General features: G+C 65.1%; 10 protein-coding genes and 1 pseudogene. 5 read left to right on the top strand and 6 right to left on the bottom strand.

Translation table 11 applies throughout. The annotated features are described in order from the left end of the window. The first annotated feature begins 16 nt into the window (after positions 1 to 16). On the top strand, positions 17 to 1195 hold the full coding sequence (locus tag C477_RS13900; RefSeq protein WP_008895141.1) for a redox-regulated ATPase YchF: 1179 nt from the start codon (positions 17 to 19) through the stop codon (positions 1193 to 1195). Positions 1196 to 1216: 21 nt separating this feature from the next. Here the strand turns inward: C477_RS13900 and C477_RS24145 are convergent, their stop codons facing one another. From C477_RS24145 to C477_RS13885, 4 genes and pseudogenes are all read right to left on the bottom strand, one after another. Beyond that, positions 1217 to 1357 carry a hypothetical protein gene (locus C477_RS24145; protein WP_008895140.1) on the bottom strand — a complete coding sequence of 47 codons (141 nt, stop codon included), beginning with the start codon at positions 1355 to 1357 and terminating at the stop codon, positions 1217 to 1219. 25 nt (positions 1358 to 1382) lie between these two features. Next, positions 1383 to 1871: pseudogene (locus C477_RS24560) on the bottom strand (type II toxin-antitoxin system death-on-curing family toxin). A 228-nt stretch (positions 1872 to 2099) separates the two neighbouring features. Further along, positions 2100 to 2519, bottom strand: coding sequence for an HIT family protein (locus C477_RS22950; RefSeq protein ID WP_008895138.1), 420 nt, complete (start codon positions 2517 to 2519; stop codon positions 2100 to 2102). Between the two features lie 984 nt (positions 2520 to 3503). Beyond that, a complete protein-coding gene (locus C477_RS13885) occupies positions 3504 to 5630 on the bottom strand; it encodes a hybrid sensor histidine kinase/response regulator (protein ID WP_008895136.1) in 2127 nt (708 codons plus the stop codon). A 138-nt stretch (positions 5631 to 5768) separates the two neighbouring features. Between C477_RS13885 and C477_RS13880 the strand changes: the two genes are divergently transcribed. After that, entirely contained in the window at positions 5769 to 6026 is a 258-nt protein-coding gene (locus C477_RS13880) for an amphi-Trp domain-containing protein (RefSeq protein ID WP_008895135.1), read from the top strand. 31 nt (positions 6027 to 6057) lie between these two features. Here the strand turns inward: C477_RS13880 and C477_RS13875 are convergent, their stop codons facing one another. Next, the gene (locus C477_RS13875) at positions 6058 to 6924 is read right to left on the bottom strand and encodes a UbiA family prenyltransferase (protein ID WP_008895134.1); all 867 of its coding nucleotides are present in this window, start codon (positions 6922 to 6924) and stop codon (positions 6058 to 6060) included. Between the two features lie 174 nt (positions 6925 to 7098). Here C477_RS13875 and C477_RS13870 point away from each other — a divergent pair, with 174 nt between their 5' ends. After that, positions 7099 to 8793 (top strand): thiamine pyrophosphate-binding protein, encoded by a 1695-nt coding sequence (locus C477_RS13870; protein ID WP_008895133.1) that lies wholly within the window; start codon positions 7099 to 7101, stop codon positions 8791 to 8793. A gap of 105 nt (positions 8794 to 8898) precedes the next feature. Beyond that, positions 8899 to 10914 carry a histidine kinase N-terminal 7TM domain-containing protein gene (locus C477_RS13865; protein ID WP_239641880.1) on the top strand — a complete coding sequence of 672 codons (2016 nt, stop codon included), beginning with the start codon at positions 8899 to 8901 and terminating at the stop codon, positions 10912 to 10914. Between the two features lie 25 nt (positions 10915 to 10939). Here C477_RS13865 and C477_RS13860 read toward each other — a convergent pair whose 3' ends face one another. Next, positions 10940 to 12361: an FAD-binding oxidoreductase gene (locus C477_RS13860; protein ID WP_008895131.1), complete on the bottom strand. Its 1422-nt coding sequence runs from the start codon at positions 12359 to 12361 to the stop codon at positions 10940 to 10942. A 95-nt stretch (positions 12362 to 12456) separates the two neighbouring features. Between C477_RS13860 and C477_RS13855 the strand changes: the two genes are divergently transcribed. Continuing rightward, on the top strand, positions 12457 to 12753 hold the full coding sequence (locus C477_RS13855) for a hypothetical protein (RefSeq protein WP_008895130.1): 297 nt from the start codon (positions 12457 to 12459) through the stop codon (positions 12751 to 12753). Positions 12754 to 12843: the final 90 nt, after the last annotated feature.

Below are 12843 nucleotides of genomic sequence, written 5' to 3'. Positions count from 1 at the left end.
GCGAGTACCGAACGGTATGCTTTCGATCGCGCTTGCCGGAAAGCCCAACGCCGGCAAGTCCACGTTCTACACCGCGGCGACGATGGCCGACGTCGACGTCGCCAACTACCCCTTCACGACGATCGACGCCAACCGCGGCGTCAGCTACGTCCGGACGGAGTGTCCCTGCCTCGAGCGCGAGAAGCGCTGTAACGCCGACAACTGCGAGGACGGCAAGCGCTACGTCCCGATCGAACTGATCGACGTGGCGGGGCTGGTGCCGGGTGCCCACGAGGGGAAGGGGCTGGGCAACCAGTTCCTCGACGAACTCACGAACGCGGACGTGATCGTCAACGTGATCGACGCCTCCGGCGGGACCAACGAGAAGGGCGAACCCGTCGACATCGGCGAGCACGACCCGCTCGAGGACATCGACTTCGTCGAGGAGGAGATGGACCTCTGGCTGGCGGGCATCGTCGAGCGCAACTGGGAGTCCGTCGAGCGCAAGTCCCGCTCTCCCGACTTCGACATCGACGACGTCCTCGCGGACATGCTCTCGGGCTTCGGCGCCTCGCCCAAACAGATCGCTATCGTCCTCCGAGAGCTCGACTACCCCGAGGACCCGATCCAGTGGGAGGACGACCACCGCGAGGAACTCGCGCGACTGGTCCGCGAGCGAACCAAACCGATCGTCGTCGCGGCGAACAAGATCGACGTCGCCCCCGAGGAGAACGTCGAGAAACTGCTCGACCTCGACAAGCCGGTCATCCCCACGACCGCCGAGGGCGAACTCGCCCTTCGACGGGCCGCCGACAACGGACTGGTCGACTATGACCCCGGCGACGAGACCCTCGAGATCGGCGACGACGTCAACGACGCCCAGCGCGGCGCCCTCGAGGACTTGGCCGAGACGATGGCCGAGCACGGCGGCACCGGCGTCCAGGGTGCGCTGAACTACGCGGTCTACGACCTGCTCGAGCACCTCACCGCCTACCCGGTCGAGGACGCCGCGAAGTGGTCCGACGGCAGCGGCAACGTTCTGCCCGACGCCTTCCTGCTGCCCGACGGCTCGACGCCCGTCGATCTGGCCTACGCCGTCCACTCCGACATCGGCGACGGCTACCTCCACGCCGTCAACGCGAAGACGAACCGAGAGGTCGGCGAGGAGTACGAACTCGAGGAGGGCGACGTGATCAAGATCGTGAGTACGAACTGATAAAACTGGAACCGTAGCGCGTTATTCGTTTTCGAGCGCGTCGTAGATATCTCGGTTCGCGTCCCGGTCTGTGGCTGCTACTCGCTGGACGAGTTCTCGTCGGATGTCGTCCATCACCTCATCGAGCGGGGAGCCGGACTCCGAACCTTCCTCGGTCGCCATGTTTAGATTATCGTCCCGACTGCGGTTAATCGTTCGGGTTAGACGAGCCACCGGTTAGTTCATCCAGTCCGTACTGGATGAGGTCGTCGCGCCATTGTCCGATCTCACCCACGAGGTTGATCTCTTCGGTGTGAGAACGAAGGTATTCGATGGTTTCCGCTTCGTCGACGGTTGTCTGATCGGTGCCGAACTGCTTGAGGATCGTTCGGACTTCGTCGTCGTATGTGAATCGATATCCGTTGAGGAAGTAGAACACGACCGTTGTGTTGAGCGCAGTGCGCTTGTTTGCGTCGACGAACGGGTGGTTCGCTACTAACAGTCGGAGAAGGTGAAACGCTTTCTCGTGAATCGTCTCGGGTATCGTCTCGAAACTCCCGTTCTCGACGTAGTTCAGGGCAAACTCGATATCGCCATGATTCTAGACGCCAGCGTGCGTGTCGGAATACTCTGATACAATGTCGTCGTGGATAGCGAGAACGTCGCCGACTGACGGGTACCAAAACGAGTCAGCCATTCGTTCCTCCGTTTAGCTCGCACCAGTGTAATCCTTGCTATCAACTCCTTACACTCTATCCCCCACAGCAGACGCGACTAGACCGGACTTATCTCTTGCGTACACTGTGTGCACTCAGACGTATTGATCAATATTGTGAGAATTAATTGAAAATAGTCAAATATATAGATCTTATGTTTTAGTCTAGTGAAGTGATTAGTACAGGACGGAGACTTATCATTAATACGGCTACAGTGAATCTTCGTCTTCGAGCATCGCTCGAATGTCTTCGTAGATTCGGTTAAACTCGGACTCTTCAAACGTACTCTCGGGCCAGAGGTCTAATCTATCGTCAGAGCGGCGTGGAGCAAGGTGGATATGGAAATGTGGTACAGATTGTTGGGCGGCTTTTCCGCTGGCGTGTAGAAGGTTTACACCGTCGAAATCATCAGCACGGAGTCGTCTTGCGATAGATTTTGCGTGTTTCATTACCGCACGAAGCGTCGGGTCTGGAACGTCAAACAAATTCTCGTAGTGGGCTTTCGGAATCACTAGTAAGTGCCCCTCGGAGATCGGATTAAGGGGGGCAAACGCTATCGTTTCGTCGGTTTCATCCACAACTACAGCGTCCTCTTCCCTTTCAGCAATTGAACAAAACACGCAGTCCATACCCGCTTTTCCGTTAGCAATCCTAAATAATTCACCCACCTATGTGACTCTATGCCGTACTATTTCGGTAAATTTGTATCTGTAGTGACCACGGAAAATCGGTCCGAACCAAAATGGAGTTTATAGGTTGTGTACACTGTGTGTACTCAGATGTGGCAATCAAGATCGTGAGTACGAACTGACAATGTGACAATAATATGGCTCAGTATTTGCGTTTTAGCCGGGCACAGCGAGCTGTGTCGGCGGATAGATCAACAACTACCCATCTGAGAAGAAATAAGAAGAAACACTCCAGTGAGAACTGCCGCAGCCGTTATCCCGAGTCCGAATACGTAGTACGGATTCGCGATCTCGGGGTTCGTGAGAAACAGGAATAGCAGCGGACCGGAACCCAGAAGAAGAACTAACGCACTGCGAAGCCTCGTATTCTCCGTTTCCGCAAAGAAACTCCGTACTGCTTCAGCCATGGTACTATATCGAGCGTCGTCTCGTATAGTAGTTGGTGGTCTGACACCGATGTTGCCCGAATCCGGGATAAAACGAGCTACCGCTGCGAGCGCTCGTAACCGAGACTCGCGCTCCCGATACCGAGTAACGCAACTGCGATCGTCACGATCGGCGTATCGCATCGATTCACGCCCCCGTCCGGCGAGTACACCGCCCAGCCGCGGTGAAACCCGTAGAACTCGAACCCGCCGGGCGGCCCGCTACCTGTGTACCCGACGTCGGTACACGACGAGACCGGCAACTCGGGGAACGAGGGGCGATGAGGGTCGCTACGAACAGTCCGCTCGAGAGACAGCCGACTGCGACTACGTCCAACCGGGTGGGCATCGGTCGTAGTTACAATTCGGTGAACATACTTCTTGGGTGCTCGACGGCTGTAATAGCCCTCTGAAGCAGTGATTAGCACCGCGGGCACGAACGCTCGACCGACAGTTCCGATCCCGATTCTCGTCGATCGATCCCGTCCGCCGTCTCCGCTCAGTCGGTTCGCTCGAGGCCGGTGATTTCAAACCGCGCGCCGCCGTCGGCGCCCTCGGTCACGCGGACGTCCCAGCCGTGGGCGTCGGCCACCTGTTCGACGATCGAGAGGCCGAACCCAGTTCCGTCCTCGGCGGTCGAGTAACCGGACTCGAGCGCTCGTTCGCGTTGCGTCTCGGTGATTCCGTCGCCGTCGTCTTCCACGAAGAAACCGTCCTCGAATCCGCCGACGGCGACCGTTACGTCAGCGCCGCCGTGTTCGATCGCGTTCCGCATGAGGTTCTCGAAGAGCTGCCGGAGACGGCTTCGATCGGCCCGAATCGTCCGGTCGAGATCGACGACGAGCGTCGCCTCGGCGGTCGCGACGTGGTCCCAACAGCGCCGGGCGAACGCGTCGAGGGCGACCGGTTCCGTCTCCCCGATTCGCTCGCCGTCGTTGGCCAGCGACAGTAGATCCGTGATCAACTCGCTCATCCGTTGGTGGGCCCGCGCGACCTCGTCGAGGTGCTCGCTGTCGCAGTCCTCCCGGGCCAGTTCCAGTCGGCCCTGAGCGATGGTGAGCGGGTTTCGGAGATCGTGGCTCGCGACGGACGCGAACTCCGCCAGTTGCTCCTCGCGTTCCTTGCGACTCGAGATGTCCCGTCCGATGCTCAACACCGCCGTCTCCCCCCGGTAGGAGATCATACTGGAACTGATCTCGACGGGGAACGTTTCCCCGGACTTCGTCTCGTGGACCGTCTCGAAGACCTGCACCTCGTTCTCCGGCATCTCCTCGATGAGGGTCGTGATTTCCTCGTCGTCGAGGCCCGCGTCGATCTCGTGCGGGCGCATCGAACGCAGTTCCGCCTTCGAATAGCCGAGCGTTTCGACGGCGGCGTCGTTCACCGTCAGGAACGTCTGGTCGGGACCGATAACCCAGGCCGTGTCGTTCATCCCGTCGATCAGTTCCTCGTACTCCGCGCGGGCCTGCTCGAGATCGCGTTCGCGCTCCTTCCGGTCGGTGATGTCCTGAACCGCGCCGCGGAGCGTCACGACCGTCCCGTCTTCGACCGTCGGAACGCCTTGAACGCGAAGCCAGCGGATCTCGCCGTCCGGTCGTCGCGCCCGCACTTCCATGTCGAAGGGGTCGCCGTAGTCGAGCGCCGCTTCGACGGCGCGTTCGACGGCCGGGCGGTCGTCCTCGTGGTAGACCGAGAGGGCCTCCTCCAGCGAGGGCACCTCGTCGTACCCCAGCAGTTCGAAGAGGTGGTCCGTCCAGAACACGTCCCTCGTGTCCGTATCGAGCTCCCAGCCGCCGACGTCGGCGATGCGCTCGGTCTTCTCGAGGAGGTCGCTCGTCCGCTCGAGTTCCCGCTCGCGTCGCTTTCGGTCGGTGATGTCGCGGACGAAGCCGACGATCCGGGAGACGGTTTCGCCGTCGAAGACCGGCTTGGTCTCGGCGCGAACCCACCGCCGTTCGCCGTCGGGGCGAACCACGCGGTATTCCATCTCGTCCTCCGCGCCGTTCGAGAGCCGCTCCATCGACCGGCGCACGCGCTCCCGGTCGTCGGGGTGGACGGCGTCGAGGAAGGACTCGGAATCCTCCCGAAGGGTGTCGATCGGCCGGCCCCAGATCGCTTCGTACGCGGAGTTGACGAACAGCAGTTCGCTCCAGTCGCCGTCGAACAGAAAGAGCACGTCGTTCGTGTTCTCGGCGATTTGAGAGAGTTTCCGCTCGACGTCCTCGATGGCGCGTCTCGCTCGATACTGTTCGACGGCGTTGCCGATCCGGTTTGCCAGCACCGCGTACTGACTGGTGGTAGACTCCTTCTGGAGGTAGTCGGTGACGCCGGCCGAAATCGCCTCGCTGGCGACCGCTTCGCTGCCCTTGCCCGTGAACAGGAGAAACGGCAGGTCGGGGTAGTCCGCGCGGACGGCCTCGAGAAACGCGATCCCGTCCCGACCGGGCATGTCGTAGTCCGAGACGACGCAGTCGACCTCGTAGTCGGCGAGGAACGCGAGCCCCTCGTCGGCGTCGGCGACCGTTTCGACGCTGAACCGGTCGTCCTCCCGCTCGAGAACGGTCGCGGCTAATTCGGCGAGACCCGGGTCGTCGTCGACGAGAAGAATCCGAACGGTATCGCCCATTACCATTGTACACGACTTCGATACCAAAATTGTTCTGGCGTCTCTTTGGGGCTCGACCGACGGTTCCGGGCGCCCCGCAACTCGAGGTCGACCTCGTTAGGCACATCGTTTTTGATGGAATTCGTTGGAGAGTTCCGTATGGTGGACAAGACCCTTTCCGCCGAGGAACTCACGCGCGACGAGGTCGCCGAACGACTCCGCGAACTGGCCGACGAACTCGAGGGCGACGGCCCGGCGTCGGTTCGGACGGGGAACAAGACAGTTGACCTCCGGCCGTCGCAGTCGATCGCCTACGAGCTGGGCGTCCGCGAGCGGTCATCGATCCTGCGGGGCTCGCACGAAACGATCTCCCTCAAAATGGACTGGAAGCCGCCGAAGTCGTCCGACGAGGGGTAAGCGGTGCCGTCGCCGACTCGTCACAATTTCTTCACGGGAACCCGACGCCAGCGAGCGGCTCGAACCAGACGGCGGTGACGAGCACGGCGAGGAAGACGTAGGAGCCGCGGACGAGCAACATCGTGGCGACGGTCGGCTCCGCGCGGCGGGCGACGAGCGCGACCGCGCCGAAGGCGAGCGCGGCCAGCGCCGTCGTCGGCGGGAAGACGCGAGCGACGGCGAAGGCGAGGACGGCCAGCAGGGCCGTCAGCATCAGCCCGTAGGCCAGCACGTACGCACGGTCCGGCCCGATGGCGACGGCGACGGTTCGCTTCTCGATCGACCGGTCGTAGTCGTAGTCCTGAGCGTCGTCGATGACCTTGACTCCCGACAGGAGCACGAGGAAGACGACGGCGAACCCCAGCGCGACGGCGGTGATCGCGCCGGCCTGCACGTAGAATCCGCCGAGGATCGCGAGGGCGATCCCGAGCGGGTAGCCGGTCGTCGCGGTAAGCGGGTTCGTGTCCAACTGCGGCGCGTGGTGGTAGGCGATCAGCCACGTGGGCAGCGTCAGGGCGACCGCGATCGGATCGACGAGCGCCCACAGGAGCACGCAGCAGGCGGCGAAGACCGTCGTCGAAAGCGCTAACCCCAGCCGACACCCTCGCTCGGTCAGCGGGTGCTCGTCGTCCTCGCCGCGAACGTGGAAGTCGACGTAGCCGTCCTTGACGTGAGCCGTGTAGACCGCGGCGAAGATCGCGACGGCGTGGATCGCCGCGAGCGTCGCCTCGATCCGCCCGGCGAGGACCGCACCGAACAGCGCCGCTGCGACCGGTGGCGTCATGAAGACGGGGTGGACCTGCGACAGGAACGCTCGCGCCGTCGCTCGCGGGCCCGTGCCGGTTCTCGCGAGGGCCATACTCGAGCGACAACGAACTGATGTATAATACCCGGGCCGGCACGCCGTTCGCTGCGGGTCGGGCGCTCTTGAACCCCCGATACGCTCGCCGCGGATTCGGGCCGGTACTCTCCGCAACCGGCGCGTCGCTCCGTAACGCACAGTTTGATGTGCCGTCCCGTGCCACTGACGGGCATGACAGAGGGGTATACCGGAGCCGATCTCTTCACGGACGCGCTCGAGTCCTACGGCGTCGACTACGTCTTCGGGAATCCGGGAACGACGGAGTTGCCGATCGTGGAAGCGATCGGCGAGAGCGACCTCGAGTACCGACTCGGGCTCCACGAGGACATCGCGGTGGGGATGGCCGGCGGCTATGCCCAACGCCAGCGGTACCACGCCCACCACGACGACTCGATCACGCCGGTCGGGGTGGCGAACCTCCATATCGCGCCGGGGCTGGCTCACGGACTGGGGAACCTCTACGCGGCTAAGGTCGCCGGTGCACCGCTGGTCGTCACCGCGGGTAACCACAGCACCGACTTCCGCCACGAGGAGCCGATCCTCTCGGGCCGACTCGCCGACATGGCCCGCCAGTTCTGCAAGTGGTCCGACGAGGTGTTAGACGTCGCCGCGCTGCCGACGATGCTGCGACGGGCGTTCCGGGTCGCGATGACGCCCCCGACTGGCCCCGTCTTCCTCGCGCTGCCGCTCGACGTCACGATGGCCGAGACCGACGCCGAGCCCGAGCGGCTGGGACCGATCCCGAACGCGGGCAGCGGCGACCCCGCACAGCTCGAGCGGGCCGCCGACCTGCTGGCCGAGGCCGACGAGCCGGCGTTGGTCGTCGGCGACCACGTCGCCCGCTCGGGCGCCGACGCCGTCGCCGCGGCGGTCGAACTCGCGGAGTCGACGGGGGCCCGCGTCCACGGCGAGATCCTCTCCTGCGAGGTTGACTTCCCGACCGACCACGACCAGTGGGTTTCCTACCTGCCGACCAGCGAGGACGCCGCCGCGACGTTGATGGACACCGACACGATCTGCTTCGCCGGCGTCTCGACGAACACGACGCTGACCCGCCACGAGGAGGCACTGGTCGATCCGGAGACGACCTGCATCCACCTCAGTGACGACGCCTGGGAGGTCGGCAAGAACCAGCCCGCCGACGCGGCCGTCGTCGGCGATCCCGGGCTGGTCATGCAGGAACTGACCGAGCGCGTGCAGGGCACACTCTCCGACGACGTCGTGGCCGACCGCCTCGAGTCGGTCGCCGAGGTGACGGAACTGGTCGCGGCCAAGATGTCGGGCTACGGCGAGGCCGACGACGGCGAGGACGACCCGCGTGCTTCGAAGGCCGAACTGGTCGACGCGATGGAGCGCGTCGCGGGCGACGCCGCCATCGTCGACGAGGGCGTCACCTCGAAGTACGCCATGCTGACGCGGTGGGAGCTCGCGCCCGAGCAGTACATCTCGAACAAGGGCGGCGGCCTCGGCTACGGCCTCCCGGCGGCGGTCGGCGCGGCCGTCGCGGAGGCCCAGCGGGACGACCCTCGCGACGTGGTCGGCTTCATCGGCGACGGCTCCTACCAGTACTACCCCCACTCGATCTACAGCGCCGCCCGCTACGATCTGGACCTGACGGTCGTCATCTCGGACAACCGCAACTACCGCATCCTCAAGGACAACACCCTCCACCTCATGGGCGGCGAGGAGGAGGACTACGAGTTCGTCGGCATGGACTTCGAGCCCGGCGTCGACCTCGTCCGAAACGCCGAGAGCCACGGCGCCAGCGCCGAACTCGTCGAAACCCCCGACGAAATCGACGAGGCGCTCGCGGACGCGCTGGCCCGGGACGGCCCGGACGTCCTCGACGTGCTGGTCCACGACTGAGCCGAGCGCCGAACGGCCGGGCCCTCGAGGGCGGACGACGGCCGATCGAGGGGCCGGCCGCATCAGTCTCGCAACAGTAGGCCGGTAGACACTTGAACGTCGTTGGTGCAGAGAGAGGTATCACGGATGGGCTGGATGATCAACCCGTACAGCATCGTGCTGTTGCTGTCCCTCGTCGTCGCCGTCGGGACCGCGGTCGCGGCGTGGCGGTCGCGTCCAGCCGCCGGTTCGGTCCCTCTCTCCGCGCTGATGGCGAGCGTCGCGTTCTGGCTGGGAACGCACGTCCTCGAGATCGAGTCGACGGCGTTCGTCTGGAAGGCCCGCTGGGCGGACCTCCAGTGGGTCCCTGCCGCCCTCATCCCGACGCTGGTTCTCGTTTTCGCCCTCAAGTACACGGGTCGGGACCGCTGGCTCACCCGTCGCCGACTCGGCCTGTTGGCGGTCGAGCCGCTGGTCATGATCGGCCTGTTGGCGCTCAACGGCCGGACCCGCGTCCTGTGGGGGCCGCCCATCGAGGCGGCGGTCCCGCTGAACGTCCCGTGGGCCGGTCCGGCGACGGTCGTCACCGCGGAGCCGAACCTCGGCCTGTTCGTCCACCTCGCGTACGCGACGCTCTGTCTCGCGGCCACCGCTCTCATCGTCCTCGACGTCGCGGTCCAGAGCAACAGCCTCCACCGCTGGCAGGGGATCGCTGTCCTCGTCGCGGTGGCGGTTCCCTGGGCGTCGGCCGTCGTCGCGAGTTCGTCCCTCGAGATCATCGGGACGACCCCGATCGGGCTGACGATCACCGGGCTCGCGATCACGTTCGGTCTCTACCGCTACCGGCTCCTCGAACTCGCGCCGATCGCGCGCAACGAGGTCGTCGCCAACCTCGAGGACGGCGTGCTCGTCGTCGACGCCGACCGTCGGATCATCGACAGCAACCCCGTCGCACAGCGTCTGTTCGATCGGGACCGCGACGCGCTCGTCGGTACCCCCGTCGACGACGTCGTTCCGACGGTCGACGTCGACACGGTGATCGACGCGCCCTCCGAGGACGGCGACGGTCACGATGCCCAGTTCTCGCTCGATGACGGCGCCGAGCGTCGTACCTACGAGCTCTCGGCCTCGCCCATCGACGGCCGCGGCGGCCCCCTCGGCTGGACGATCGTCGTCCACGACGTGACCAATCGCGTCCGACGGGAGCGCGAACTCGAGCGCAAGAACCGCAAGCTCGACGAGTTTGCCAGCGTGGTCAGCCACGACCTGCGTAACCCGCTGACGGTGTCGAAGGGCTACCTCGACTTACTCGAGGAGGAGTACGATCCCGAGCACGTCCGCACGATCGCTCGCTCTCACGAGCGGATGGAGGAACTGATCGACGACGTCCTGACGCTCGCCCGCCAGGGGCAGGCCGCCCTCGAGCCCGAACCCGTCGCCCTCGAGCCGGCGGCGAGGGCGGCCTGGGAGACGGTCGACACGGGCGACGCCGCGCTTACGGTCGCCGACGATCGGACGATCCGCGCCGATCCCGCGCAGCTCCGCCAGTTGCTCGAGAACCTCTTTCGGAACAGTGTTGAACACGGTTCCACGGATAGTCGGCCGCAGGCCGACGACAGTGTCGAGTATGGCTCGACGAGCCCTGACTCGCGGGCTCAGGAGGACGCCGTGGAACGTGGTTCCACGAGCCCCGACTCGCACGCTCGTCGGGACGACGGAAGACGCTCCACGACTTCCGAGCCCTCGGTCGCTGACGCTCCCGAGGACAGCGTGGAACACAATTCAGTAGACCAGCCGGAACCTGATACTCCCGAGGGTGCCGTCGAACACGGCTCTGCGTCCCTCGAGTCGCGGCCTCGCCGGCAGGTCGAACGCGACGGCGGCGCCGTCACCGTCACCGTCGGCGCGCTCGAGGACGGGTTCTACGTGGCGGACACGGGTCGGGGATTCGCGGACGAACCCGACCGCCTCTTCGAGCCGGGATACACGACCGGCGACGGGGGAACGGGACTCGGTCTGTCGATTGTCGCCGACGTCGTCGATCACCACGGCTGGTCGATCGCGGCGAGCGACGCCGACGGCGGCGGCGCGCGGTTCGAGATTACCGGCGTCGAATTCGTCGAGGCGACCGACGAGGGATGAGGGGCGGCGACTCGAGCCCGCGCTGTCAGCGCCGCGGCCGCCGCACGTCCTCTCCGGCTTCGGTTTCCGGGAAGAGTTTCCCCGGATTCAGCGTCCCCGTCGGATCGAGCGCGTGTTTGACCGACCGCATGGCGTCGACGGCGCCCGCGCCGTGTTCCGGCTCGAGGTACTTTCGTTTCCCCTGGCCGATGCCGTGTTCGCCGGTTGCGGTGCCGCCCATCTCGATCGCCCGCTCGACGACCTCGCGGTAGACTCGTTCGCCCCGCTCGAGCTGGTCGGGATCGTCCAAATCGACGAGGGGGCTGTAGTGGAGGTTGCCGTCCCCCGCGTGCCCGTAACAGGGGACGAGGAGGTCGTGCTCGTCGGCGAGCCGTTTGACCTCGCGGACGATCTCGGGGTAGGAACTGATCGGCACCGTTACGTCGCCGGGGTGGAGTGGCTCGAGCTCCGGTTCGTAGTTCCGCATGGCGTACGCCAGCTCCCGGCGGGCCTCCCAGAGGTCGGCCATCGCCGTCTCGTCGGCGCTCACTTCGAACTGGCGGACGCCGTGGCCCTCGAAGATAGTCCGGCAGAGGTCGATCTCCGTCGCGATCCCGTGGTTGGCGTGGAACTCGAGGAAGACCATCGGCGCGTCGGGGAGGTCGCCGCCGAGGTAGCGGTTCGCCATCCGGGCACTCAGCCCGTCGACGAGTTCGATCTTGGCGACGTCGACCTCGGTGCGCACCGCCTCGGAGATGGCCTCGGCCGCGTCCTCGAGCGTCTCGAAGATGGCCCGTCCGCCGCGGATCTGTTCCGGCCGGCCCGACAACTCGAGGGTGGCCTCGGTGACCACCGCCAGCGTCCCCTCGCTGCCGACGAGCAGGTCGGTCAGGTTGTAGCCGCTCGAGGTCTTGCTCGCCCGCGACCCGGTCTCGACGACGGTGCCGTCCGCGAGGACGGCCTCGAGGCCGAGCACCCAGTCGGCAACCTCGCCGTATCTGACCGTCTGCATCCCGCTGGCGTCGGTCGCGATCATCCCGCCGATCGTGGAGATGTCGCCCGAGGAGGGCAGCGGCGGGAAGAAGAGACCGTCCGGTGCGACGTGCTCGTCGACGGCCGAGCCGATGATCCCGGGCCCGACGTCGATCTGGAAGTCGTCGGGCCGGTAGTCGACGATATCGTCCATCCGCGTCAGATCGAGACTGATCCCGCCGCGGGCCGGGACGGCGTTGCCCTCGAGTCCCGTGCCGGCCGCGTAGGGCGTGACGGGAACGCCGCGCTCGGTCGCGGCCTCGAGGATCGCCGAGACGTCGGCCGTGCGCTCGGGGTAGACGACCGCGTCCGGGAACACGCCGCCGCTCTGCTCGGTGCCGAAATCGGTCGCGTGCGAGTCTCGGCGTCCCTCCGCGAACGAGAGCTGGTCGTCCGCGAGGTCGAGGTCCTCGAGGAACGAGCAGTCGTGTGTCATACGGGCACATTATCCACTACCCGCATCAATATTTCCCACTGCTTCGAGAGTTGCCGAAAGACACCACTACGGGACTCCCCGCCGTATCGGTACGTATGACCGACGAGTCGCTTCGCGAACGGGCACAGGAACTCCACCGCCACCTCGAGGCGACCGCCGAGTTGCCGATCGATCGGACGGCGAACCGCTGGCTCGGCGAGGCCGAAGCCGTCGCCGCCGACGTGGCGACGAGCGACCTCGATCGGACGACGGTCCTCGAGCGAGTCGAGAAGATTCAGCACCTGCTCGCGGAAGTCGACGAAACGGGCCACGAGGGAGCCGACGATCACCTCGAGGCGGCGATGGAGGTCTGTACGGAGATTCTCGAGGACGACGGGTCGACGCCTCCGTAGTCGCGTTCAGTCCCGTTGCGACGCGAGCCGACCGGGCGACGCGTCGATTCTTTCTTCCATAGAATAGGCGGTGGCATTTATTGCGGGACG

The organism is Haloterrigena salina JCM 13891 (assembly GCF_000337495.1).
Lineage (GTDB): Archaea > Halobacteriota > Halobacteria > Halobacteriales > Natrialbaceae > Haloterrigena > Haloterrigena salina.
This window is presented reverse-complemented; position numbering and strand designations above follow the sequence as displayed.

Excerpts from the sequence above, each read along its gene's own strand:
- C477_RS13900 (WP_008895141.1), top strand. The coding sequence starts at position 17 with ATGCTTTCGATCGCGCTTGCCGGAAAGCCCAACGCCGGCAAGTCCACG.
- C477_RS24145 (WP_008895140.1), bottom strand. The coding sequence starts at position 1,357 with ATGGCGACCGAGGAAGGTTCGGAGTCCGGCTCCCCGCTCGATGAGGTG.
- C477_RS22950 (WP_008895138.1), bottom strand. The coding sequence starts at position 2,519 with ATGGACTGCGTGTTTTGTTCAATTGCTGAAAGGGAAGAGGACGCTGTA.
- C477_RS13885 (WP_008895136.1), bottom strand. The coding sequence starts at position 5,630 with ATGGGCGATACCGTTCGGATTCTTCTCGTCGACGACGACCCGGGTCTC.
- C477_RS13880 (WP_008895135.1), top strand. The coding sequence starts at position 5,769 with ATGGTGGACAAGACCCTTTCCGCCGAGGAACTCACGCGCGACGAGGTC.
- C477_RS13875 (WP_008895134.1), bottom strand. The coding sequence starts at position 6,924 with ATGGCCCTCGCGAGAACCGGCACGGGCCCGCGAGCGACGGCGCGAGCG.
- C477_RS13870 (WP_008895133.1), top strand. The coding sequence starts at position 7,099 with ATGACAGAGGGGTATACCGGAGCCGATCTCTTCACGGACGCGCTCGAG.
- C477_RS13860 (WP_008895131.1), bottom strand. The coding sequence starts at position 12,361 with ATGACACACGACTGCTCGTTCCTCGAGGACCTCGACCTCGCGGACGAC.
- C477_RS13855 (WP_008895130.1), top strand. The coding sequence starts at position 12,457 with ATGACCGACGAGTCGCTTCGCGAACGGGCACAGGAACTCCACCGCCAC.